23 protein-coding genes are annotated in these 23942 nt (G+C 43.4%); 20 read left to right on the top strand and 3 right to left on the bottom strand.

Annotated elements, in window-relative coordinates; all coding sequences use genetic code 11:
- The first annotated feature begins 9 nt into the window (after positions 1-9).
- The 4 genes from A5886_RS13845 (at position 10) to A5886_RS13830 (ending at position 4755) form a co-directional block, all read left to right on the top strand.
- Positions 10-1875 (top strand): carbohydrate-binding domain-containing protein, encoded by a 1866-nt coding sequence (locus A5886_RS13845; protein WP_086275671.1) that lies wholly within the window; start codon positions 10-12, stop codon positions 1873-1875.
- A gap of 156 nt (positions 1876-2031) precedes the next feature.
- Positions 2032-3513 carry an ABC transporter permease gene (locus A5886_RS13840; protein ID WP_086275670.1) on the top strand — a complete coding sequence of 494 codons (1482 nt, stop codon included), beginning with the start codon at positions 2032-2034 and terminating at the stop codon, positions 3511-3513.
- 10 nt (positions 3514-3523) lie between these two features.
- A complete protein-coding gene (locus tag A5886_RS13835; RefSeq protein ID WP_086275669.1) occupies positions 3524-4195 on the top strand; it encodes an ABC transporter ATP-binding protein in 672 nt (223 codons plus the stop codon).
- Between the two features lie 107 nt (positions 4196-4302).
- Positions 4303-4755 (top strand): YaiI/YqxD family protein, encoded by a 453-nt coding sequence (locus A5886_RS13830; RefSeq protein ID WP_086275668.1) that lies wholly within the window; start codon positions 4303-4305, stop codon positions 4753-4755.
- Positions 4756-4799: 44 nt separating this feature from the next.
- On the opposite strand, the gene A5886_RS13825 is transcribed toward A5886_RS13830, so the two are convergent.
- Positions 4800-6545 (bottom strand): ABC1 kinase family protein, encoded by a 1746-nt coding sequence (locus A5886_RS13825; RefSeq protein WP_086275667.1) that lies wholly within the window; start codon positions 6543-6545, stop codon positions 4800-4802.
- Between the two features lie 191 nt (positions 6546-6736).
- Between A5886_RS13825 and A5886_RS13820 the strand changes: the two genes are divergently transcribed.
- From A5886_RS13820 to A5886_RS13780, 9 genes are all read left to right on the top strand, one after another.
- A complete protein-coding gene (locus tag A5886_RS13820) occupies positions 6737-7789 on the top strand; it encodes a D-alanine--D-alanine ligase (RefSeq protein ID WP_086275666.1) in 1053 nt (350 codons plus the stop codon).
- A gap of 83 nt (positions 7790-7872) precedes the next feature.
- Complete coding sequence (locus A5886_RS13815; RefSeq protein ID WP_086275665.1) at positions 7873-9222, top strand: UDP-N-acetylmuramoyl-tripeptide--D-alanyl-D-alanine ligase; 1350 nt, start codon at positions 7873-7875, stop codon at positions 9220-9222.
- 286 nt (positions 9223-9508) lie between these two features.
- Positions 9509-11053, top strand: a complete 1545-nt coding sequence (cshA, locus tag A5886_RS13810) for a degradosome RNA helicase CshA (protein ID WP_086275664.1) — start codon at positions 9509-9511, stop codon at positions 11051-11053.
- A gap of 257 nt (positions 11054-11310) precedes the next feature.
- Positions 11311-11676, top strand: coding sequence for a holo-ACP synthase (gene acpS, locus A5886_RS13805; protein WP_086275663.1), 366 nt, complete (start codon positions 11311-11313; stop codon positions 11674-11676).
- A gap of 47 nt (positions 11677-11723) precedes the next feature.
- Positions 11724-12845, top strand: a complete 1122-nt coding sequence (gene alr, locus A5886_RS13800) for an alanine racemase (protein WP_086275662.1) — start codon at positions 11724-11726, stop codon at positions 12843-12845.
- Positions 12846-12854: 9 nt separating this feature from the next.
- Positions 12855-13226: a type II toxin-antitoxin system PemK/MazF family toxin gene (locus A5886_RS13795; protein WP_086275661.1), complete on the top strand. Its 372-nt coding sequence runs from the start codon at positions 12855-12857 to the stop codon at positions 13224-13226.
- Positions 13227-13236: 10 nt separating this feature from the next.
- On the top strand, positions 13237-13533 hold the full coding sequence (locus A5886_RS13790; RefSeq protein ID WP_086275660.1) for a hypothetical protein: 297 nt from the start codon (positions 13237-13239) through the stop codon (positions 13531-13533).
- Positions 13534-13742: 209 nt separating this feature from the next.
- Positions 13743-14810, top strand: coding sequence for a dual-specificity RNA methyltransferase RlmN (gene rlmN / locus A5886_RS13785; protein WP_086276073.1), 1068 nt, complete (start codon positions 13743-13745; stop codon positions 14808-14810).
- 233 nt (positions 14811-15043) lie between these two features.
- Positions 15044-15451, top strand: a complete 408-nt coding sequence (locus A5886_RS13780; RefSeq protein ID WP_086275659.1) for a DUF2000 domain-containing protein — start codon at positions 15044-15046, stop codon at positions 15449-15451.
- Positions 15452-15550: 99 nt separating this feature from the next.
- Here the strand turns inward: A5886_RS13780 and A5886_RS16110 are convergent, their stop codons facing one another.
- Positions 15551-15685 carry a helix-turn-helix domain-containing protein gene (locus tag A5886_RS16110; protein WP_256926257.1) on the bottom strand — a complete coding sequence of 45 codons (135 nt, stop codon included), beginning with the start codon at positions 15683-15685 and terminating at the stop codon, positions 15551-15553.
- A gap of 369 nt (positions 15686-16054) precedes the next feature.
- Here A5886_RS16110 and A5886_RS13770 point away from each other — a divergent pair, with 369 nt between their 5' ends.
- The 4 genes from A5886_RS13770 to A5886_RS13755 all read left to right on the top strand — a co-directional run bounded on the left by A5886_RS13770 (position 16055) and on the right by A5886_RS13755 (position 20374).
- Positions 16055-16738 carry a DUF969 domain-containing protein gene (locus tag A5886_RS13770; RefSeq protein WP_086275658.1) on the top strand — a complete coding sequence of 228 codons (684 nt, stop codon included), beginning with the start codon at positions 16055-16057 and terminating at the stop codon, positions 16736-16738.
- The gene (locus A5886_RS13765) at positions 16739-17659 is read left to right on the top strand and encodes a DUF979 domain-containing protein (RefSeq protein ID WP_086275657.1); all 921 of its coding nucleotides are present in this window, start codon (positions 16739-16741) and stop codon (positions 17657-17659) included. It begins immediately after the preceding gene.
- Positions 17660-17691: 32 nt separating this feature from the next.
- Complete coding sequence (pcp, locus tag A5886_RS13760) at positions 17692-18339, top strand: pyroglutamyl-peptidase I (RefSeq protein ID WP_086275656.1); 648 nt, start codon at positions 17692-17694, stop codon at positions 18337-18339.
- A 373-nt stretch (positions 18340-18712) separates the two neighbouring features.
- Complete coding sequence (locus A5886_RS13755; protein WP_086275655.1) at positions 18713-20374, top strand: peptide ABC transporter substrate-binding protein; 1662 nt, start codon at positions 18713-18715, stop codon at positions 20372-20374.
- A 97-nt stretch (positions 20375-20471) separates the two neighbouring features.
- Here the strand turns inward: A5886_RS13755 and A5886_RS13750 are convergent, their stop codons facing one another.
- Positions 20472-20807 (bottom strand): DUF3899 domain-containing protein, encoded by a 336-nt coding sequence (locus A5886_RS13750; protein ID WP_086276072.1) that lies wholly within the window; start codon positions 20805-20807, stop codon positions 20472-20474.
- Between the two features lie 90 nt (positions 20808-20897).
- Between A5886_RS13750 and opp3b the strand changes: the two genes are divergently transcribed.
- From opp3b to A5886_RS13735, 3 genes are read left to right on the top strand one after another with little or no spacing between them, the layout of a single operon-like run.
- Positions 20898-21839: an oligopeptide ABC transporter permease gene (gene opp3b, locus A5886_RS13745; protein WP_086275654.1), complete on the top strand. Its 942-nt coding sequence runs from the start codon at positions 20898-20900 to the stop codon at positions 21837-21839.
- On the top strand, positions 21839-22882 hold the full coding sequence (locus tag A5886_RS13740) for an ABC transporter permease (RefSeq protein ID WP_086275653.1): 1044 nt from the start codon (positions 21839-21841) through the stop codon (positions 22880-22882). The genes opp3b and A5886_RS13740 overlap by 1 nt, the downstream gene beginning before the upstream one ends.
- On the top strand, positions 22882-23934 hold the full coding sequence (locus A5886_RS13735; protein WP_218776654.1) for an ABC transporter ATP-binding protein: 1053 nt from the start codon (positions 22882-22884) through the stop codon (positions 23932-23934). The genes A5886_RS13740 and A5886_RS13735 overlap by 1 nt, the downstream gene beginning before the upstream one ends.
- Positions 23935-23942: the final 8 nt, after the last annotated feature.

The raw sequence follows: 23942 nt of genomic DNA, 5'->3' as shown, positions 1-23942 counted from the left end.
GAATTTTTGATGAAGAAAATCATTTATCCATTATTACTATCCACGTTACTATTAGGGGCCTGTGCCCAATCAGATACAACGTCCAGTACAAGTACGAGCGCAACAGCAGCTGCAGCGACGACTGGTTCAGCAGCAGTCACCAATGTGTCAACAACCTTAGATGATACAACTGATTATTATGGCACGTATGAAGAAGAAGATGTGGATGCATCCTATGATGCATCCTCTGCGACAACGATTACTTTGGATGATGATGCAACGCAAGCTGCAGATGGCGTGACGGTTGATGGCCAAACGGTCACGATCACCCAAGAAGGGACGTATGTCGTTAGCGGTTCCCTAAGCAATGGGCAATTGGTGGTAAATGTTGACAAAGAAGCCAAAGTTCATTTGCTCTTCAATGGTGTCACAATCACCAACGATTCTGGCGCTGCTGTTGTGGTAGAACAAGCTGAAAAAGTGATCACGACATTGGCCACTGATACGACGAATACATTGACAGATGGCAGCGACTATACATTGGCAGACGGAGAAACGGAGCCTGATGCCACATTCTATAGTAAAGAAGACTTATCGATCAACGGGGATGGTACGTTGGTGATCACTGGCAATTATAGCAATGGGATCCGCAGCAAAGACGATTTGGTTTTGGCTGGCGGTACCTATGAGATCACTGCCAAAAACAATGCTATCAAAGGGAAAGATTCAGTATCGATCTTAGCAGGTCAGTATACATTGACCACTGAAGAAGGTGATGGTATCCAAGCCAACAATACTGAAGATACAGCAAAAGGATATGTCGCGATCGATGGGGGGACATTCACTATCCAAAGTGGCCGTGACGGCATCCAGGCTGAAACCAATTTGAGTATGCAAAATGCCGATATCACGATTCAAACGGCAGATGGTGCCCAAAGCCAATCTATCAGTACAGATGAAAGTTATAAAGGATTGAAAGCTGGTGGGGCAATGGTCATCAGTAGTGGGACTTATACCATCGATAGTGCAGATGATAGTTTGCACACCAATGATACGATCACGATTTCCGGTGGGACGATCACAGCCAATAGCGGTGATGATGGCATCCATGCAGACAATGAATTAACGATCAATGATGGTGATATTTCCATTGAACAATCCTATGAAGGGTTGGAAGCAAGTGTCATCAATATTGCCGGCGGGACGACCCAAGTGGTGTCTAGTGATGATGGTGTCAATGCTGGTGGTGGTAGTGATACCGATGAAGGCACAGGGCAATTCGGTCAAGACAGCTTTGGCGGCGGACAACCTGGTGGCGGCGATGAAGCGGATGATAGCAAATTGGTCAATATCACAGGTGGTACATTAGTAGTTGATGCCGAAGGTGATGGCATTGATAGTAACGGCAATGTCACGATGAGTGGCGGCACGGCAATCGTCGATGGTCCAACAACAGGCGGGAATGGTGCGTTAGATTATAATGGCACGTTTGAGCTCACAGGTGGCGTCTTGTTGGCTGCTGGTACAACGGATATGGCGATGAATGTCAGCGATGGCACACAACAATCTGTCGCAATCACCTTTGACCAGTCTCAAGCGGCGGATAACTTGGTAACACTGCTGGATAGTGACGGCAATGCCATCGTTTCATATGCACCTAGTAAAGCCTATCAACATGTTGTGATCTCAACACCAGATATGACTGACAGCAGCTATACATTGGTGAGTGGCGGTAGTAATGATGGTGCATCGACCTATGGCTATTACGCTGGCGGTACGGTGACTGACAGTACAGAACTAGGGACATTGTCTGTCACAGATACGATTGCGAATTTGACGCAATCTGGTGAGACAGCATCCACCAACCAAATGGGTGGCGGCGGATTTGGCCGTTAAAGCTGTTGTAGAAGCTATGCCGTGATACACAAAAAGCGTGACAGAATAAAAGTGATCGACGGATCAACTTTTGTTCTGTCACTTTTTTGTGGCTTTAAGTTTCTATTAAGCTAAACAAAGTATAGTCGGTGTACGTTAGATATAGGAGGAAGCGCCATGAATTTTTTTAAGCGAGGTCTGCAAAGTGTGTGGGCAAAAAAAGGCAGAACGATTCTGCTGATCGCTGTCTTTTCAGCAATTTTGATTTTTGTATTAGCGGGTTTGACCATTAGAAGTGCTGCTTTGGTTGCAACAGAAAATGCCCAGAAGAGTGTGGGGGCAACTGTGACATTACAAGCCAACCGAGAACAAGCATTTCAACAAGGAACCGATTCTTCGGATAGTGATAGTGAAGAGTCTCGTCCGAGTCCAGGCAGTTTCCAATCAACGCCTGTTGCCATCGATGATGCCCAAGCAATAGCAGACTTAGATGGTGTCGCTTCATATAGTTTTGAAGTCAGTACCTCCGCAGATGCAGTCAGCGGGATCGAAGCAATCTCTAGTTCAGACACGGATACAGCGACCTCTGATTCAAGCGCAGACACCAACCAAATGGGTGGGATGCCTGGCGGTGGGATGCAAGGTGGCGAAATGAGTTCTGGTGATTTCCAAATCACTGGGGTATCCACCAGCGCTGCCTACTCAAGTTTTTCAGAAGGCACGGCATCTCTGACAGATGGTGAAGGCATTACTGCAGAAGATGAAGGCACCAACAACGTGGTGATCGAATCAACATTAGCCGAAGCCAATGACCTTGCTGTTGGGGATACATTTACGATTACCGATAGTGATGACAATGAGGTGGAAGTCACGATCAAAGGGATCTATGAAACCTCAGAAGTTGGCAATAGCATGAGCCAGATGTTTCGTTTCTTGAATCCAGCCAACACGATTTTTGCTTCTTATACGTTGGCGAATACATTGAGCGGCAATGAGGATACGATTGATTCCGCAACGTACACATTGAGCGATCCTTCAGAAATGGATGCGTTTGTGGCCGAAGCAGAAGATTTGATCGATACGGATACGTATAGTATCCAATCCAACGACCAACAATATCAATCACTCTTGACACCTTTGAACAATGTGGCTAGTTTTGCCAAAAATATCATTATTTTGGTGGCAGCAGCTGGTGTGATCATTTTGACATTGATCGTGATGATGTCGATTCGTGAAAGACGCTATGAGATTGGTGTCTTGCTGTCATTGGGCGAATCTCGCGCAAAAGTGATCTTCCAATTTTTCACTGAAATGTTTATTTGTATGATTTTTGCCTTAGGGATCGCTGCGGCGAGCGGAAACCTTGTCGGCAATGTCGTGGGTGAACAGTTGCTGGCACAGCAAACAGAAACAACCACCAATCAAGAAACGACCAATGGCGGCCCTGGCGGTGGCGGCGGTGATATGCAGCAGATGGGCAATGGGGGCGGATTCCCTTCATTTACCCAATCTGAAGAAGTACAATCATTAGACATCACTGTTTCAGCAGAAGAAATCGGTTTACTGGCATTGATGGGCTTAGGGATCAGCTTTGGCTCGATCATTCTTTCTTCGGCCGGCATTTTACGCCTAAATCCGAAAAAAATCTTGGTTTCATAGGAGGGATATCATGACATTACGAACAGAACAGTTGGGCTATTGGTACCAAACAGAGGCAGAAGCGTTGTTTCGTCAAGTGGATGTAACGTTTGAACCAGGGAAGATGTATGCGATTTTGGGCTCAAGCGGCTCGGGTAAGACCACGTTTTTATCATTGATCACCGGTCTGGATACGCCAAAAGAGGGCAAGATTTTATACAATGAAGAAACATTAGCCAAAATCGGCTTGCGAGAATATCGTCGCAAAGACGTGTCGATCGTTTTCCAAGCGTATAATTTGTTGCCATATATGTCGGCATTAGACAATGTGACGACGGCGATGGCTATCGCAAAATCACAGCAAACAGATAAAAAAGCCTATGCGCTGGCAAACTTAGCCAAAGTTGGGATCACAGAAGAATTGGCAATGAAAAAGGTCACGCTGTTATCAGGTGGACAGCAGCAACGGGTAGCAATCGTGCGCGCCCTGTGTTGTGAACACGAACTGATCGTTGCCGATGAACCAACCGGAAATCTAGACGAAACAACGTCAAAAGACATCGTCAAACTATTCCAAGAAATTGCCCATGAGCAGAACAAATGTATTATTTTGGTGACACATGAGCAAGATGTAGCAAAAGCTTGCGATGTTGTTTATGAATTAAAGGATCGTCAGTTTTCGATCATTGAGCCAGCAACTTAAATCATGCAGCAGAGGTATTGTCAGAGGGTAGACTGTCTGGCAATACCTCTGCTTGCATAATCGCCAAATGAACCGTACAATATAGAAAAAAAGCGAGGTAGACATGTATGCGACTGTTGATTGATGGAGATGGATCGCCGGTCAAAAACGAAGTGATCACTCTTGGTGCGAAGTATCATGTGCCAGTCGTGATCGTCACGAGCGTCGATCATTACACCAAAAAAGAATTTCCGGCACATGTCCAATTTATCTATGTTGATAAAGGTTCTGACCGGGCCGACTATGAGATCGTCAAAGAGATCCAAGCGGGTGATTTACTAGTGACGCAAGATTATGGATTGGCCTCTTTGGTCTTGCCGAAATCGGCGCGGGTGTTTCATCATAATGGCTCGGAATATTTGAAAGAAACCATTGATTTCTTATTGGGCCAGCGCTATTTAGGTGCCCAAATGCGCAAAGCTGGGAAACGCACCAAGGGGCCGAGACCCTTTACGAAAGAAGATCGGCAGCACTTTGAAACAGTATTTGAAGCGGCTATCAAAGAAATGAAGACAAAATAAAGATCGTCAAACAGCAGTCAGTAACGATTGTGTTTGACGGTCTTTTATTCGTGTGTGCGAAAATGATCATAAAAATATTTGCCAGCCAATAACAGACAAGCGATAAAGGCCAAACAAAACCCAAAAATGCCCATTCGATGCACGAAACTGCCATTTTCAGGACTCGCAACGACCAGCAAAGAAGAACTTAAGATCACTGCTGCCAAAATGACGCCAATCACGATTCGATTGACCATTTTATCCAAGCGATCCAATAATTGTTTTTGTTCACGGATCTCGACGTTCAAGCGATGTTTGCCGGTAGCGAAGGTATCCAATACCGCCATTGCGCGATCTGGGATACGACTGAGGGCACGGATACTTTTGGCCGTAGCAAGCGTACTTTTCTTTAATTCTTCAGCGATATCGAATTGGGCCAAGAAATATTTTTGGGCGAAAGGCTGCGTAACTTCCATCATGGATAAATCAGGATCCAGCGCTTTGATGACTCCTTCTAGGGTGCCGAACGCTTTGATCAGCAAGGTGATATCTCGATTCATCTGTAAGTGATTGTCATAGCAGATTTTGATGACTTGTCCCATCACTTTTTGAAGATCGATCTCTTTTAACGGCATATTGTAATAATTTTCGACAAAGCGTTGCAAATCTTGATAGAACACCACTTCATCGAAGGCACTCCCTTGGTTGCCGCATAAGCGCAAGACAGCTTTGCCTACTTCTTGGGTATCTTGCGTATAGAGCGCGATCAAGGCGTCAGCCAGCCTGCTGCGCAACGATTGATCCAAGTGGCCCATCATACCAAAATCCAAGAAAATCACTTGATAAGGCGGCAGGACTGTTTCATCTTGCCATTTCAATGCATAGTCTACACCACCGAGCACGCCAACCCGTTGTTTTAAGTGAAAGGGATGCGGTCGATGTGCTTGATCGGCAAAGACATGGAGAAAGATATTTCCAGGATGTGGGTCGGCGTGGAAATATCCATCTTCGAATACTTGTTTCATAAAATTTTTGACTAACAATGTGCCAATCTCTTTTTTGACATCTTTGACCCTTTGATTGTCGTATACAAATGCTTGGTCATCTTTCGTCAATAAGCAATTCAAACTTTCGCCAGACATGTAATCCATGACTAAGACCTTTTGCGTACACCATTGGGGATAGACTTTAGGAATCGACAATTGCGGGTCTTGCTGATTGTCGCGATAAAATTCTTGGGCATTGGTCATCTCTTGCAAAAAGTTTGTTTCATTGGCCAATGAGCGGCGAACTTCGGCCAGCACACTCTTCAAATCGACAACATTTGCTTCAGGTACTGAACGAATCAGCGGAATCGCTTTTTCAAACAAGTTTAAATCGACTTCGATGGCTGCGATGATCCCAGGATGTTGGACTTTCACGATGACTTCTTTACCGGAAAGCAAGACAGCGTGGTGGGCTTGACCAATGGAGGCAGAGGCGACGGGCAGTTGATCAAAGGAAGCAAATACAGCGGTCAAAGGTTGTTGTAGTTCTGCTTCAACCAATTCTTTGACGGCGTCGAAAGGATCGCTTTTGACGTTGTCTTGTAGTTGTTTGAAGGCAGCCGCAAAATCAGGGGCTAATAGATCAGTCCGTACAGACAACATTTGCCCGATTTTGATAAAGGTTGGCCCCAATTCTTCGAACGCTTGCCGAACCATTTCTGGATGTTGCTGTTTGCTGATATTTTGCAGCACTTTATATTTCATAAAGACTTGTATAATTTGCTTCAAGCGGATCCGCCTGGACGGAATCGTTTCATTTGTCATTGATTTCACCTCGATAATCATTCCTTGATATAGTCATCTTACTGACAAATCGCAAATTATTCAACTGGTGACTCGTATACGAAGCAATCGCAAAAGATTTTTGACGAAGATTTAGTGCTGATTTTCTGTTTTTATGCTAAAATGTGGAAGACTTAGTTTGGTAGAAACAATCAATACAGGAGGAAATTCTTTTGAAAATCATCTTATTATATGGGGGACGCAGTGCGGAACACGATGTGTCGCTGCTATCCGCTTTTTCAGTTGTTAATGCTGTATATTATACTTACTACCAAGTGCAATTAGTAATGATCACTAAAGAGGGACAATGGTTGAAAGGTCCGTTGCTGACAGAAGCACCTGCATCTAAAGAGGTACTGGACTTGACCGGTGAAACCAAAGGCGAGGCTATTCAACCAGGGGCTATCTATGAAGAAGATGCCATTGTTTTTCCATTACTGCATGGGCCAAATGGTGAAGACGGTACGATCCAAGGGTTTCTAGAAACGATCGGCATGCCTTACATCGGAGCCGGTGTCTTAACGAGTGCTTGCGGTATGGACAAAATCATGACCAAATATATTCTGCAAGCGGCAGGTATTCCACAAGTGCCTTATGTGCCTGTGCTAAAAAATGCTTGGAAAGAAAATCCTAAAAATATCTTTGATCAATGTGAAGGCAGTCTGCTCTATCCAATGTTCGTCAAACCTGCGAATATGGGGTCAAGTGTCGGTATTTCTAAAGCTGAAAACCGAGAAGAATTACAGAATGCACTGCAAGAAGCGTATCGCTATGATACCCGGGCGATCGTGGAGCAAGGCATTGAAGCCAGAGAAATCGAAGTGGCTGTCTTGGGAAATGAAGATGTCCGCACGACCATGCCAGGTGAAATCGTCAAAGATGTCGCTTTTTATGATTATAATTCCAAATATATCGATAATCAGATCGAGATGCAGATTCCTGCACAGATTCCAGATGAAACGCAAGCCAAAGCTCAGGCGTTCGCCAAGAAAGCTTACACGATGCTGGGAGGCAGCGGACTGAGCCGTTGTGATTTCTTTTTGACCAACAAAAATGAACTGTTCTTGAATGAATTGAATACCATGCCTGGATTCACAGAATTCAGCATGTACCCTCTTTTATGGGAAAAAACCGGATTGCCTTACGGTGATCTGATTGAAGAGTTGATCCAATTAGGGATGAACCGTTTTAATCAACGACGGGCATTTTTGACCAACGTCGAATAATAAGAAAGAAAGCCAACTCAACTCAAGGAAAATACTTGAAGCGATCCTTGGCTTTCTTTTTTTTAACCAAAGGAGAAAAAACAATGAACGTAACGATAAAAGAAGTCGCTGCTTTATTTGATCAAGTCCACAATGGATCTACTGTGATCAGTTCTGTTGAATTTGATAGCCGCTTGATCAAAGAAAATAGCCTGTTTGTCCCACTAGCCGGGGCGCGCGATGGGCATGAATTTGCCCAACAAGCCAAAGATAATGGTGCGATTGCTACGCTTTGGAGTCATCAGACGATCGAACCTCCTCATGATATGGTGGTGATCCGTGTGAAGGATACTGTACAGGCGTTTCAAGCATTGGCCAAAATGTACAAAGAAAAAATCAATCCGAAAATCATCGGTATCACCGGCAGCAATGGCAAAACGACGACGAAAGATATGGTCGATGCTGTGTTGGCACAAACTTATAAGACATATAAGACCCAAGGGAACCATAACAATGAACTGGGCTTGCCGTTGACGATTCTCCATGCGCCAGCAGACACAGAAGTATTGATTTTGGAAATGGGCATGGATCATGCAGGTGAGATCGAAGTATTGTCTTTATTGGCAGAACCAGATGCAGCAGCAATCACGCTGATTGGTGAGGCGCATATCGAAAATCTCGGTTCAAGAGAAGGCATCGCCAAAGCCAAAATGGAAATCACCGCCGGCCTGAAAAAAGATGGCTTTATGATGGTACCGGCAGATGAACCGCTGCTGGAACCCTATGTCTCACGTTTGACGCAGACAATAGAAACCTTTGGTCTGAAAAAAGGGGCTTTGCAGGGAACGATTTTAGATGAAGCACTACAAGAAACAGTCTTTGCAGTAGATGGCGTCCACTACACGATTCCTGTGATTGGTGGTTATAATGTCAAAAATGCGCTGATTGCGATCGGCATGGGGCGATATTTTGATGTCCCTGAAGCAGCGATCCAAGCAGGACTTGCGGGTTTCCAATTAACCAAAAATCGCACGCAATGGCTTGAAGCCAGCAATGGGGCGGCTCTATTAAGTGATGTCTACAATGCCAATCCAACAGCAATGGGCTTGGTATTGGATAGTTTCAAAAAACTGCCAGTGAAAGGCCGACGCATTGCGGTGCTGGCAGATATGCTGGAATTAGGTCCTGATAGTGGAAAAATGCATGCCAGTATGGCGGAGCATATCGATGATGCCTTCCAGATCATTTTCTTATATGGTTCTGACATGCATGCTTTACAGCAACGTTTAAGCGAGACTGCATTTTCTGGGCAGGTCTATCTTTTTGCCAAAGAGGAAAAAGCTGCGTTGATCAAGGCCTTAATAAAAACTTTAACCCCCACAGATAGTGTTGTACTCAAAGGTAGCAATGGAATGGGATTGAGTGAAGTGGTGGAATCATTAAAGGAAATGTAAAACAGAATTGAAATCTTGCTGAAACTTTCAAATTATGCTATACTAATCTAACGCCGAAAGATGAAGCACAGAATGATTACTGTAAAAAAACATTGACGTTTTGAGATAAATGATGGCTGAAGCATATATTTTTTGTTTTAGCCTTTTATAATGCCTTCGAGAAGCGGTTTTTCGGTACCAAGAGAAAGATAAGAGTAACTGGACTGCTCTTGTGTTTCGTGAAGAACTAACTACGCTTCAATGATAAAAACAGGCATCTGTAGGATGACCAAATAGGAGGATCCATTTGAAATTTAAAGATCTAGAATTATCCAACGAATTATTGACTTCTGTTGAGCGTGCCGGCTTTGAAGAAGCAACACCCATTCAAGAAGCAACGATTCCGTTAGCCTTAGCAGGCAAAGATGTGATTGGTCAAGCACAAACTGGTACTGGTAAAACTGCTGCATTCGGTTTGCCAATGCTAGAAAAAATTGACCCGACAAACCAACAATTACAAGGTTTAGTGATTGCGCCGACCCGTGAATTAGCGATCCAAACCCAAGAAGAGTTGTATCGTTTAGGGAAAGACAAAAAAATTCGTGTCCAAGCTGTCTACGGTGGTGCTGATATCGGCCGCCAAATCCGTCAATTGAAAGACCGTCCACATATCGTTGTGGGTACACCAGGACGTATGTTGGACCACATCAACCGCCACACCTTGAAATTAGGTACGGTTGAAACCCTTGTATTAGATGAAGCAGACGAAATGTTGAACATGGGCTTCTTGGAAGATATTGAAAAAATCATCAGCCAAGTACCTGATGTACGTCAAACACTATTGTTCTCAGCAACGATGCCTCCAGCTATCAAAAATATTGGTGTCAAGTTCATGAAAGAACCTGAACACGTCCAAATAAAAGCCAAAGAAATGACTGCCGATTTGATCGATCAATATTATGTACGCTCGAAAGACTTTGAAAAATTTGATGTGATGACTCGTTTATTGGATGTCCAAACACCAGAATTAACAATCGTCTTTGGTCGTACCAAACGTCGTGTAGATGAATTGGCTCGTGGTTTAGAAGCCCGCGGCTATAAAGCTGAAGGTATCCATGGTGACCTTTCTCAACAGAAACGGATGAGCGTTTTGCGTTCATTTAAGAGCGGCAATTTAGATATTCTGGTTGCAACAGACGTCGCTGCCCGCGGTTTAGATATCTCAGGCGTCACGCATGTATACAACTATGATATTCCACAAGACCCTGAAAGCTACGTGCATCGGATCGGTCGTACTGGCCGTGCAGGTAAAGGCGGCATGTCTGTGACATTTGTGACACCAAATGAAATGAGCTACTTGCATGTCATTGAAAATTTAACCAAAAAACGGATGACACCTCTTCGTCCGCCAACCGAAAAAGAAGCCTTCAAAGGTCAATTAGGTGCGGCATTAGAAGCGGTAGAAACCAAGATGGATGAAAATGGATTAGACAACTATTTGGCAGCTGCAGATGATTTGGTTGAACGCTACTCAGCGCAAGATTTAGCAGCTTTGTTGTTAAAAACATTGGCGAAAGATCCGACTGATCAAGTACCAGTTAAAATTACGCCAGAACGTCCGCTTCCTCAAGGCAAAAAATCATTTGGTAACAAAAATGGTCGCCGCAGCAACAACAACGGCGGCAACCGCAACCGTAAAGACGGCGGCAGCCGTGGCGGCAATGGCAGCTACAGCAAAGATGGCGGCGGCAATAAAGCCCGCGGCAATTACAGCAAAGATGGTGCCAAACGCAACAACCGCCGCAGCAACGACAAAAAACGCGGTTTTGTGATCCGCAATAACCAAGATTAATAGCAGAAACATCGTGTCATAAGGCAATGGATGCTGGCAGCTCTTAAAGAATCGTCTTTAAGACCTGTCGGTGCCATTCGTCTTATGGCATTTTTTTTGCGCTTTACCCGCGATTGGCAGCGCATTTTATAATCAAATGGTAAAGAATATAGTTTGGCATGGTATTTCGCCGATTTTTTGGTAGAATGGTAACTAGTTGAAGTGGTTGCGCGTAATCTATACAGTGAAGCGTAAAAATAGTTGGAGAGAAGACAAAGATGATCAAAGGAATCGGTATCGATGCGGTGGAATTGCCGCGAATCAAAGCATTGATTGAGCAAAAGCCTCGCTTTGTTGCAAGGATTTTGACAGAAGCGGAAATGGCACTGTTCAGCAATTTGCCATTGAAACGGCAAGTGGAGTTTCTGGCAGGACGCTATGCCTGTAAAGAAGCCTTCTCGAAAGCTTGGGGCACAGGGATCGGCCAGGTATCTTTTCATGACTTGGAGATTTTGTCCAATGAAGCAGGAGCCCCGGTAGTCACTAAAGCACCGTATCCATTAGATTTGATATTTGTCAGTATCACCCATACCAATGATACGGCTTTTGCCCAGATGATTTTAGAAATGCCACCTGTAGCATAAAATGAAAAAAATGAATTTGACACTGTTTGAGAAAGAAGGAATCATAGATGGTTGTTGCACGTCATAGACCGACAAAAGCGATTATCGATACCACGGCAATCACAGCAAATATCAAAAACGAACGAGCAAGGCTTCCCCAAGACACCGCATTGTTTGCGGTGGTCAAAGCCAATGGCTATGGCCACGGTGCAGTAGAAACAGCACGGGCTGCGGCTAATGGTGGTGCTACCGGTTTTTGTGTGGCAACGATCGATGAAGGCATCGAGTTGCGAGAAGCTGGTATTGTTGCGCCCATTTTGTTGTTAGGCGTGGTGGCAGTCTCAGATACGCCGCTTTTGGCAACCTATGATTTTTCTTTCCCTGTTGCCAGCCAAGAATGGTTGCAAGAAGCTGAAAGCTATCTGGCAAATGTAGCTTTAACGCGTCCGTTAAAGGTCCATATCAAAGTAGATACAGGGATGGGGCGAATCGGCTTCTTGGATGCACAGGCAGTTGCTGAAGCTGCTTCATGGGTAGAGGCGCATGAGGCCTTTGAATGGGAAGGGGTTTTCACTCATTTTTCAACGGCCGACCAAGCAGATACGGCTTATTGGCAGCAGCAGCATCTTTTCTTTCAAGAAGTCTTAACTGCATTGCCGCATTTGCCGAAATATATACATACAGGCAACAGTGCGACTGCTTTATGGCATGAGCAAGCCGTCGGCAATATGATTCGATATGGTATCGCAATGTATGGCTTGAATCCTTCGGGGCATGCGTTGGCTGCACCGTTTGAGTTAAAACCGGCCTTATCTTTGGTTTCAGCCTTGATCCAAGTGAAATTGCTTGAAAAAGGATCTGGTATTGGCTATGGTGAAACATATATCACGCCGCAGCAGGAATGGATCGGGACAGTACCGATTGGGTATGCTGATGGCTGGTTGCGCAAGATGCAAGGTTTCTCAGTATTGGTGGAAGGTGAGTATTGCGAGATCGTTGGCCGTGTCTGTATGGATCAATTGATGATTCGCTTGCCAAGAGAGATGCCAGTCGGTACGAAGGTCACGTTGATCGGCGAAAATCAGGGGCAACAGATCACCATGCAAGACGTGGCCGATCAATTAGATACGATCCATTATGAAGTTGCATGTACATTGTCATCGCGGGTGCCGCGAGAATACAAAAGTTAGGGTGGTCCTATGGTAAAAAGAGGAGATATTTATTTTGCGGATCTTTCACCTGTTATCGGCTCAGAACAAGGTGGGATTCGTCCGGTATTGATCATTCAAAACGATCTGGGGAATCATTTTAGCCCCACCGTGATCATTGCCGCAATCACTGCAAAAATGGCCAAACCGAAATTGCCAACACATATTGGTATTTCATCAGATTGTACAGGGATTGGCAAAGATTCAGTGATTTTGATGGAGCAGATTCGAACGATCGACAAGTGTCGGTTAAAAGAAAAAGTCTGTCATCTAGATGAAAAAATCATGGGTGAAGTCAATGCGGCATTAATGGTCAGCATTGGGGTCGAAACGGCGTATACACCGTCAACGATCCAGGTTTGAGGAAGAAAAGATGCTTGGTTATTTATTTGTAGTTGTCGTGATTTTGTGCTTATTTATTTTTACTTATCAACATTTGCGTCGCTTCCTATTTGAATCTAAGAAGCAGCAAGAAGCAGTCAGGGGTTATTACCTCGTCAGTCATACATACGAAGAAACAAATGGTCAAAGTCGCTATTATGGTGTTTTCCAACAAGGAAGTCAGCAAGTGACACTAGAATTAAGCTTACAATTATATCTGCAAATCAAACCGCCTATGCGGGGAGAATTGGTTGCGCTAGACGGCAAAGTCCGCTCTTTTGTATTCTGATCGGTTTTGCTGATGGAAACTGCTGCTGTTCAATAGACGGAAGCAGTTTTTTTCTTATATCCATTCAAGGAACACACACGCTTTCATTTGTGCAGGATGTATCTTTTGATTCTACTGTGTTTAAAACTTGCGTAAATGCTTAGACAGCAGGTTGCTTTTGCCTATCATTTCAGTTATAGTATGTAGCGACTAGTTTGAAAAGAGGAAAAATTGTGAACCCTTCTATTTATGGATTAACCAAAGAATCTTTGTCTTTGTGGCTTAATGAACAAAATGAAAAGAAATTTCGGGCCAATCAGATTTGGGAATGGCTGTATGAAAAACGCGTGATGACCTTTGCGGATATGACCAATTTGCCAAAAAGTTTGATTGAAAAATTGACGCATGCATTTGTCATCAACCCTTTGAAGCAAGTAATCGTGCAAGAAGCCAGTGATGGCACTGTCAAATACCTGTTCCAATTGCCAGATAACCATATGATCGAAACGGTCTTGATGCGTCAAGAGTACGGTATGTCTGTTTGTGTCACGACCCAAGTCGGTTGTAATATCGGCTGTACATTTTGTGCCAGTGGTTTGCTGAAAAAGCAGCGAGATCTTACAGCTGGTGAGATTGTGGCGCAGATCATGTTGGTGCAGCATTACTTTGATGAACGCCAGCAAGAAGAACGGGTTTCTCATGTGGTGGTCATGGGGATCGGTGAACCTTTCGATAATTATGACAACGTGATGCGTTTCTTGCATATTATCAACGATCCCAAAGGACTAGCAATCGGTGCCCGCCATATCACCGTTTCAACAAGTGGGTTGGCGCACAAAATCAGAGAGTTCGCAGAAAATGGTTTGCAAGTCAATTTAGCTATCTCATTACACGCGCCGAATAATGACGTGCGGACATCGATGATGCGGATCAACCGCAGCTTCCCAATCGAAAAATTGATGGCAGCAGTTGATTATTATCTGGAAAAAACCAATCGGCGCATCACGTTCGAATACATTATGCTGGACCATGTCAACGATCGACCTGAACACGCGCGGGAGTTGGCAGCATTATTGAAGGATAAGAAAAAGTTGACCTATGTCAATTTGATTCCGTATAACCCCGTCAGCGAGCATGATCAATACGCCCGCAGCAAAAAAGAAGACGTCGCGGCCTTTTATGACATTTTGAAAAAGAATGGCATCAACTGCGTGATCCGTAAAGAACATGGGACAGATATCGATGCAGCCTGTGGCCAATTGCGAAGCAAACAGATGAAAGAGCAGGCGACTGCTTAAAAATAGCATCCACGCAAGAAGAAGTAGTGTTTTTTAGCACGCTTCTTTTTTGTCTTTAACATTCATAATTCCTAATAGATTTGATTTTTTGTGAATCAAATGATATATTATTCTTAAATCTCAACTCAATTATCAGAATCTTCAAATTTTATATCCTCTGATACACAGTAACCAAGGCATCAGCGCAGCAAATACTGTCATAGGGTGATAAAAAACGGAAAAGGAGGAAAAGAATGAATCGAACAGCAATCATTGTTGATAAGAAGCTACCATTAGGACAGCAAGCGAACGTCATTGCGATTTTATCAGCTGCAATGTCAACGATTACTTCTGATATGATCGATTCCGAGGAAATCATTGATTTGAATGGAAACAATCATGCAGGCATAAAGAATAATGTCGTCGTGTTGAAAGCGAATGCCACTGCTTTGTTGACCTTGACTGAAGGAATCCAAGAAATAGAGGACATTGATTGTGTAGTTTTCAGCAAGGAAGGACAACAGTATAGCGATCGTTTCTCTGAATACAAACAGTATATTTCCAACAATGAATTAAAGAGTTTGGGCGTTGTGGGTGTTGCTGTATATGGAGAAAGTGAGAAAGTGAAAAGCGCAACAAAAAAATTTAGTTTGTTGCGTTGATGAAGTTTTTATAAAACTAAGCTTTGATTGTTGATAGCGTACCATTGAGAAGAAGACAAAAACTTTCACTTAGCAGATCAAGTGGAAGTTTTTTTGGCGTCATAGGGCTATGTCTAAATCTTCCCTCAATAAATAATCAGTGGATACTTGCAAGGTATCCGCCAAAACAATCAATGTTTGGATATCAGGATAATTGCGTCCGATCTCCCAGTTAGAAATAGCAGATCTGCTGATTGATCATTTTGCGGCCGATTCTTCTTGTGTCAGTCCAAGTTCTTTTCTTTTTTCTTTCAAGATCAAATGAAATTTCATAAGCGCCTCCTTTATATAGATGTATTAAAACATATTCTCTATTGGCAAACTGCAAGAAATTGAAACATGCCCCATTGTTTTTATGCCACTTGTTGTGACAGCCTGTTTAAACAGGCTTTATAGTGGTCCAAACTGTCATTATAACCAGTTTTTCTAATCACTTTTTTTATTTAATAACAAAGAAAGAAAACGATTCATCATGAGAATATTCTAAAAACAATGTTTTGCTGATTTGAAATAGATTATACTAAAGATTGGTTTTTACTATAAATAACTGAGGGGGAAGATTTGATGGAATGGATCAAATTGATTGGTATTCTAGTCATCTTAGTTGGTTTCTTATTGAAACTAGATACGATTGCTGTCGTGATCATTGCTGGGTTAGTTACCGCATTGGTGTCAGGAATATCGGTACCAGAATTTTTGACGATGCTGGGGGAAGCGTTCGTGAACAATCGTCTCGTGACATTGTTCTTGTTGACATTGCCAATGGTAGGTTTGTCTGAGCGCTTTGGGTTGAAGCAGCAAGCGGTGATTTTGATAGAAAAAATCAAAGGACTGACACCAGGCAAGTTTTTGAGTTTGTACTTATTTATTCGGGAGGTCGCTGGCTTCTTTTCTATCAGGATCCAAGGACATACGCAATTTATTCGCCCGATCGTCAATCCGATGGCGCAAGCAGCAGCTGAGAATAAATTCGATACGATTGATGAAGATGACCAAGAAAAGATCAAAGCACGGGCAGCTGCCAATGAGAACTTTGGGAACTTTTTTGCCCAAAATACCTTTGTGGCCGCTTCTGGCGTCTTATTGATCGTGGGTACATTGAAATCTTTGGGCTATGATGTGGCTGCCAGTGCCGTGTCGCAAGCTTCATTGCCGATCGCTTTGATCGTGTTAGTTGTGGCTACGATGTCAAACTTGTTATTTGACCGGAAGTTAGCGAAAAAGTACGGCAAGAAGGAGGAGAAATAGATGGCAGGATGGATCGATAACATTTTGGAGTTCTTCTATATCTTGATTGGCTTATTGGCTATTATGACTGCGGTACGGGTATTTCGTGAAACAAGTCATCCGACGCGATTGGGTACAGCTGCATTTTGGTTATTATTAGGAATCGTTTTTGCTTTCGGTAATTTCATTCCTTACATGATCGATGGGATATTGATTGTCTTGATGGGGTGTTTGACAATGTTCAAACAAGTCCAAATTGGTAAGATCGTTGATGTGGAAGAGGCAAAAGCGGAAACATCTGCAAGGAAAATCGGCAGTCTGATTTTTGTCCCATGTATTTCACTGGCCGTGATCGCTGTCGCGATTTCATACACGCCGTTAGGTGGTCAAGTAGGGATCGGGATTGCGTCTGTTTTGGCACTTCTGATTGCGATTGCAATCACAGGGGCGAAACCGCAAACTGTGTTGGATGATTCTGATCGGATGCTGCGTCAAGTAGGTACAGCAGGAATCTTACCACAACTATTGGCGGCATTAGGTGTGATTTTCAATGCAGCAGGTGTCGGTGATGTCATCTCTCAAGGAATTTCAGGTGTTGTCCCAGAGGGGAATCGCTTGGCAGGTGTTGTGGCATATTGTTTGGGTATGATGATTTTCACGATGATCATGGGGAATGGTTTCGCGGCTTTCACTGTTATTACTGCCGGTATCGGCGTGCCGTTTGTGATTGCACAAGGTGGTGACCCTGTGGTGGCAGGTGCCTTAGCGATGACAGCTGGTTTTTGTGGTACATTGCTGACACCAATGGCAGCCAATTTTAATGCGTTGCCAGTGGCGTTATTGGAAATGAAAGATGCCAATGGGGTCATCAAGGCCCAAGCGCCGATTGCGTTATTGTTATTGGTGATCCATATCGCTTTGATGTACTTTTGGGCATTTTAGTGATACAACGGAATGAGAAAGGATGAGGATAGATGAAGATTTTGATTACTGGATTTGATCCATTTGGCGGCGAAGCAATCAATCCCGCTTTAGAGGCTGTAAAACTATTGCCAGATACGATTCACGGCGCAACGATCATTAAAGCGGAGATTCCTACCGTTTTCGGCAAATCTGCGACGATCGTAGCTGAAACAATCGAGGCTGAACAACCTGATGTCGTGTTAAATATTGGTCAAGCGGGCGGTCGCTTTGCGATTTCGCCAGAACGGGTAGCAATCAATGTAGATGATGCGCGTATTCCTGATAATGAAGGCAACCAACCGGTAGATGAAGTTATTCAACCAGATGGTCAGCCGGCTTACTTTACGCAATTGCCAATCAAGGCAATGGTTGAAGCAATGAAACAAGCGGGTATCCCTGCGGCTGTGTCCAATACAGCAGGGACGTTTGTCTGCAATCATATTATGTATCAAGTACAATATATGATTGATAAACAATATCCAGCCGTGAAAGGTGGATTTATCCACGTGCCGTTTATCCCACAACAAGTCGTGGACAAAGCAGGACAACCAGCCATGAGCTTGGCAGATATTGCCAAAGGACTTGAGGCAGCTGTTTCAGCAATCGTTGATTTTGCAGATAAAGATGATTTGAAAGCAATCGGCGGCGCGATCCATTAAGAAGATATAGAACAGGCACACGATGTAAGGGAAGTCCTTAGGTCGTGTGTTTTTTATTTTTTGTTTAAAGGATTGGGGCAGCGGGTTCTCTGTAAATGATGATGAGATCATAGAAAATCGTATGAAAAATTTCAAACGCCGATGTTTTTTAATTATTTTTTTTCATAGACTTTACAAACGAAGAAAGGTAAAAATAGCTTTCACTAAGCGTTCAATGAGAATCGCGTAAGAAAATAAATAGAATATTATATTTAAAGGCTGTTTTTTATCGAAAAAAAGATTGCTTTTTTAATAATTATTAATTAAAATCTTATCTAACTTCAGAAATCGAAGGATTATTCTGAAAATTATTTCAATTAAGGGGTAGGACAGGATGAAGAACAAATGGGCATATGGTTTGGTTGCTGTGTGCGGCTTAGTATTAGCAGGCTGTACAACAGGCGGAACCGACAGTTCGGGTGATAACGCTGCGTCCAGCGGCACCAGTGACGCAGAACAAGTATTTAATGTAGTGGTTTCACAAGAAATGCCGAGTGCAGATCTATCATTAGCAACAGATACGATCAGTTTCAGTGCATTGAACAATGTATATGAAGGGTTATATCGTTTGGATGCTGACAGCACACCACAACCTGCTGGGGCTGCTGAAGCAGCTGAAGTCAGCGAAGATGGGTTGACTTACACGATCAAATTGCGTGAAGATGCAAAATGGTCAAATGGTGATCCTGTGACAGCTGCCGATTATGTCTATGGTTGGCAACGGACGGTGAAACCAGAAACAGCTTCTGAATATGCATACTTATATTCACCTGTGAAAAATGCAGATGCAATCACAGCGGGTGATACTGACCCGTCAGAATTAGGCATCAAAGCAGTCGGTGATTATGAATTAGAAATCACGCTAGAAAAAGCTACACCTTACTTTGACTACTTATTGGCATTCCCTTCATTCTTCCCACAAAACCAAAAAGTGGTTGAAGAAAATGGCGACCAATATGCAGCAACAAGTGACAATGCAGTTTACAACGGACCATTTGTCTTAAGTGGTTTTGATGGTGCCGGAACGGATACTGAATGGGCGTATGAAAAGAATGATCAGTATTGGGACAAAGATACTGTTAAATTACAAACAATCAATGTCAGTGTTGTGAAAGAATCAGCTACTGCATTAAACCTATTCCAAGACGGCCAAGCAGATGATGTTATCTTGACGGGTGAATTGGCTCAACAAATGGCCAACGATGAAGCATTTGTTTCTCAACCAGAAGCAACCACTTCATACTTAGAATTGAACCAACGAGATGAAGACTCACCATTCCGCAATGAAAACTTGCGTAAAGCGATCTCATACGCAATCGACCGCGACGCATTGGTGACGTCTATTTTAGGTGATGGCTCATTGGCTTCAACTGGTCTGGTTCCTACAGGCATGACGTTTAGCCCAACAGACAACACAGACTTCACAGAAGCTGCAGGCAGTGTCATCGAGTATAACGAAGACCAAGCCAAAGAATATTGGGAAAAAGCCAAAGAAGAATTAGGCATCGATTCATTAGAATTCGACATCTTAGCTTCTGATACAGATTCAACGAAGAAAATCATTGAATACTTGCAAGATACGATTGAAAAAACACTAGATGGCGTGACTGTTACATTAAGCCCAGTGCCATTCTCAGTTCGTTTGGATCGTTCGAATGCTGGTGACTTTGATGCTGTTATGGGTGGTTGGGGTGCCGACTATGCGGATGCAAGCAGCTTTACTGACTTGTTCACAACTGGCAACTCCTACAACCGTGGTCAATGGAGCAACGAAGAATATGATGCGGCTGTTGAAGCATCAAACACAACCGATGCCAATGATCCAGAAAAACGTTGGGAAGACTTAGTAAACGCTGAGAAAATCATCATGAACGAACAAGGCGTGATCCCAGTTTACCAAAAAGCAGAAGCACATTTACGTGCAACAAAAGTCAAAGGTGTTGTTGCCCATGCGGCAGGTGCACAATATGACTACAAGTGGACATCAATCGAATAATCACGAGTAGTTGACTTGAAAGGCCGAAGAAAAAGGCTGGGACAATTTCTTGTCTCAGCCTTCTTCTATTGTTTGAATCAAAAGACGGTAAAGGATATTAACTGGTAGCAATCAGTAAAAAGAGCATGGAGAGGATGAATAGAAAAATACCGGGCCAAACCCAGAAGGCATAACTTTGTTTGCCGATTTGCGACATTTTCAGATAATCTGTTTTGTTTCTCGAGAATGCTTTTTTCATGGAATATTGAAAATGGTCAAAGAAACCTGAAGCAAATACCCAGAGAAAGCCACCGATGATCAAAAAGAACATGGCCCACAAAAAGAGGGCATCTGAGAGCGTTGCGAAAGATAATTTGTTTTTGACTGCCAACCAACCTAGGGAAGCAGCAAAACAGAAGAGGGTGATCCACCCGCTGCTTTTATTGATATTTATTTTCATGATCTGGCTCCTTTTTAATGATTCGTACTATGCTAATTTACATAATTATTGATTAGAAGTCAAAATACTTAAGGGGGAAAACGCGTGAACGGCTTTTTGAAATATCTATTAAAACGAGTATTCTATATGGTACTGACACTGTGGCTGATTGCAACGATCACATTTTTCTTGATGCAATTCTTGCCGGGTACACCGTATACCAATGCTGAAAAATTAAGTCCTGAACAAATTGCCTTGCTGAATAAACAAGCAGGCTTAGACAAACCAACCATTGTCCAATATGGACTCTATCTGATGAACTTAGTGAAAGGCGACTTTGGGATTTCCTTCCAATTTAAAAATCAGCCAGTTGCGAATTTATTGTCAGGAAGAATTGGACCATCTCTACAATTAGGTGTCCAAGCCATCATCTTTGGCACATTCTTTGGGATTATTTTGGGCACGATCTCAGCAATGAAGCAAAACACATGGGTCGATACAACGTCGACTTTAGTGGCGATTTTGGGCCGTTCGATCCCGAACTTCGTCTTTGCTGTGTTGCTGCAATATATTTTTGCCATCAAATTAGGCGTATTGCCGATTGCGAAATGGGAAACTTTTGCTAGTACGATTTTACCGACAGTGGCATTGGCCATGTCGCCGCTGGCAGATTCCGCCAGGTTTATTCGAACCGAAATGGTGGAAGTGCTGCATAGTGACTATGTAGAATTGGCGCGCGCCAAAGGACTTAGTCGTTGGGAAATTGCCTTCAAACATGGATTGCGCAACAGTTTGATTCCGTTGCTAACGCTATTAGGACCGCTAGCGGTTGGGCTAATGACTGGTTCATTGGTTGTTGAAAACATCTTCGCGATTCCAGGAATCGGGGAGCAATTCGTGAAATCGATCATGACCAATGACTACCCAACGATCATGGCAGTAACGATTTTGTACTCCGCTATGTTGGTCTTTGTGATTTTGATCGTAGATATTTTATACGGCATCGTTGATCCGCGGATCCGTGTATCAGAAGGGAGTCGTGGCTAATGGCAGAGAAGCCTTACACCGCAAATGAAGTAGCTGCGATCGATGCAGCCAAATTTCAACCATTACAAAAAAATACCAAAGAAGAACGAGAAGCCATCGCAACACCGTCTTTGACCTTCTTTCAAGATTCATGGCGCCGTCTGAAGAAAAACAAAGCGGCCGTCTTTTCAATTATCTTATTGGTGTTCATTATCGCGATTTCGATTATTACGATATTTGTGTCACCTCATGATCCAACCGCGCAAAATGTGAAATTTACCAACTTGCCGCCAAAAATTCCAGGGATCGATATCAATGGTCTGAACGGCTATGCGATGGTTGGTGGGAACTTAGTTGATAAGTATGCAGCAGCCAATGTACCAGAAGGCACCTATTACTTATTAGGGACCGATGGTTTGGGTCGTGACTTATTGAGTCGTTTGTTCGTCGGTACCCGGATCTCATTATTGATTGCCTTTATCGCAGCCATGCTGGATATCGTCTTCGGTGTGACGTATGGCTTGATCTCAGGTCTATTGGGTGGACGTGCGGATAACGTGATGCAACGTTTCTTAGAAATCTTATCCGGCATTCCAAACTTAGTCGTGATGATTTTGATGTTGGTTGTCTTTGAACCAGGTATTCCTTCTATCGTAGCCGCGATGGCGATCACCAACTGGATCCCAATGGCACGGATCGTCCGAGCGCAAACGATGAAACTGAAAGACCAAGAATTTGTTTTGGCAGCAACGACATTAGGTGAAAGCCGCTCGAAAATCGCGATGAAACATATCTTGCCGAATATTTCGAGTGTGATCATCGTTCAAATGATGTTCAGTATTCCCTCAGCGATTTTCTTCGAGGCTTTCCTAAGCTTTATTGGCTTGGGCTTGAAACCACCTGCAGCCTCATTAGGGATGTTATTGAGTGATGGATACAAAACCTTCTTATTCTTGCCTTACCAAATGTGGGTGCCTGCTGTGACACTATCTGTGATCATGATCGGCTTTAACTTGCTTGCAGATGGGTTGCGAGATGCCTTTGATCCGAAAATGAAAGAGTGATTGCGATGAAAAAAGTCTTAGAAGTGAAAAATTTAGAGATCTCCTTTGATACCTTTGCAGGGAAAGTCAAAGCAATCCGCGACGTCAGTTTCGATTTGTATAAAGGCGAAACATTGGCGATCGTAGGAGAATCAGGGAGTGGTAAATCCGTAACGACCCGCAGTATCATGGGGCTATTAGCGAGTAACGCCAACGTTGACAACGGTCAAATCTTGTTCAATGGAACAGACATTTTGACCAAAACAGAAAAAGAATTACAAAAAATTCGCGGCAAAGAAATTGCCATGATTTTCCAAGACCCAATGACTTCATTAGATCCAACGATGCCTATCGGCAAACAAGTAGCAGAATCATTGATGAAACACAATAAAATCAGCAAAAAAGAAGGCTTGAAACAAGCCTTGGATCTTTTGAACTTGGTTGGTATTCCTAATGCAGAAAAACGTTTGAAAAACTACCCCCATCAGTTTTCAGGTGGCCAACGGCAACGGATCGTGATTGCGATTGCGTTGATCTGCTACCCGCAAGTCTTGATTGCAGATGAACCAACAACTGCATTGGACGTAACGATCCAAGCACAAATCCTAGAATTGCTGAAAGATATCCAGAAAAAAATCAATTCCTCCATTGTCTTCATTACCCATGACTTAGGTGTTGTGGCCAATGTAGCAGATCGCGTAGCCGTGATGTATGGTGGGAAAATCGTTGAAGTCGGCACATCGGAAGAGATTTTCTACAATCCACAACATCCTTATACATGGGGCTTGTTGGGATCAATGCCGACACTAGAAGGTACCGGGGATCGCTTATACGCGATTCCAGGTTCACCACCGGATCTATTGGATCCGCCAACCGGCGATGCATTTTATCCACGGAATGAATTTGCTTTGCAAATCGATGCGGAAGAACAACCGCCATTCTTTGATGTTTCACCGACCCATAAAGCAGCCACTTGGTTATTGGCCCCGCAAGCGCCAAAAGTGACGCCGCCTGACGAAATTTTGATTCGTTGGAAAAAATTCCAAGAAAAAAATAGCCAAACTACGGTCTAAGGAGGAGA

The organism is Candidatus Enterococcus testudinis (assembly GCF_002140915.1).
GTDB lineage: Bacteria > Bacillota > Bacilli > Lactobacillales > Enterococcaceae > Enterococcus_D > Enterococcus_D testudinis.
Note: the sequence above shows the minus strand (reverse complement) of the source record. Positions and strands in the feature narration are given on the sequence as shown.

Excerpts from the sequence above, each read along its gene's own strand:
- A5886_RS13830 (WP_086275668.1), top strand. The coding sequence starts at position 4,303 with ATGCGACTGTTGATTGATGGAGATGGATCGCCGGTCAAAAACGAAGTG.
- A5886_RS13795 (WP_086275661.1), top strand. The coding sequence starts at position 12,855 with ATGGTAAAAAGAGGAGATATTTATTTTGCGGATCTTTCACCTGTTATC.
- acpS (WP_086275663.1), top strand. The coding sequence starts at position 11,311 with ATGATCAAAGGAATCGGTATCGATGCGGTGGAATTGCCGCGAATCAAA.
- A5886_RS13815 (WP_086275665.1), top strand. The coding sequence starts at position 7,873 with ATGAACGTAACGATAAAAGAAGTCGCTGCTTTATTTGATCAAGTCCAC.
- alr (WP_086275662.1), top strand. The coding sequence starts at position 11,724 with ATGGTTGTTGCACGTCATAGACCGACAAAAGCGATTATCGATACCACG.
- A5886_RS13790 (WP_086275660.1), top strand. The coding sequence starts at position 13,237 with ATGCTTGGTTATTTATTTGTAGTTGTCGTGATTTTGTGCTTATTTATT.
- A5886_RS13825 (WP_086275667.1), bottom strand. The coding sequence starts at position 6,545 with ATGACAAATGAAACGATTCCGTCCAGGCGGATCCGCTTGAAGCAAATT.
- A5886_RS13740 (WP_086275653.1), top strand. The coding sequence starts at position 21,839 with ATGGCAGAGAAGCCTTACACCGCAAATGAAGTAGCTGCGATCGATGCA.
- A5886_RS13770 (WP_086275658.1), top strand. The coding sequence starts at position 16,055 with ATGGAATGGATCAAATTGATTGGTATTCTAGTCATCTTAGTTGGTTTC.
- pcp (WP_086275656.1), top strand. The coding sequence starts at position 17,692 with ATGAAGATTTTGATTACTGGATTTGATCCATTTGGCGGCGAAGCAATC.
- A5886_RS13845 (WP_086275671.1), top strand. The coding sequence starts at position 10 with ATGAAGAAAATCATTTATCCATTATTACTATCCACGTTACTATTAGGG.
- A5886_RS13765 (WP_086275657.1), top strand. The coding sequence starts at position 16,739 with ATGGCAGGATGGATCGATAACATTTTGGAGTTCTTCTATATCTTGATT.
- A5886_RS13840 (WP_086275670.1), top strand. The coding sequence starts at position 2,032 with ATGAATTTTTTTAAGCGAGGTCTGCAAAGTGTGTGGGCAAAAAAAGGC.
- A5886_RS13755 (WP_086275655.1), top strand. The coding sequence starts at position 18,713 with ATGAAGAACAAATGGGCATATGGTTTGGTTGCTGTGTGCGGCTTAGTA.
- A5886_RS13780 (WP_086275659.1), top strand. The coding sequence starts at position 15,044 with ATGAATCGAACAGCAATCATTGTTGATAAGAAGCTACCATTAGGACAG.
- A5886_RS13835 (WP_086275669.1), top strand. The coding sequence starts at position 3,524 with ATGACATTACGAACAGAACAGTTGGGCTATTGGTACCAAACAGAGGCA.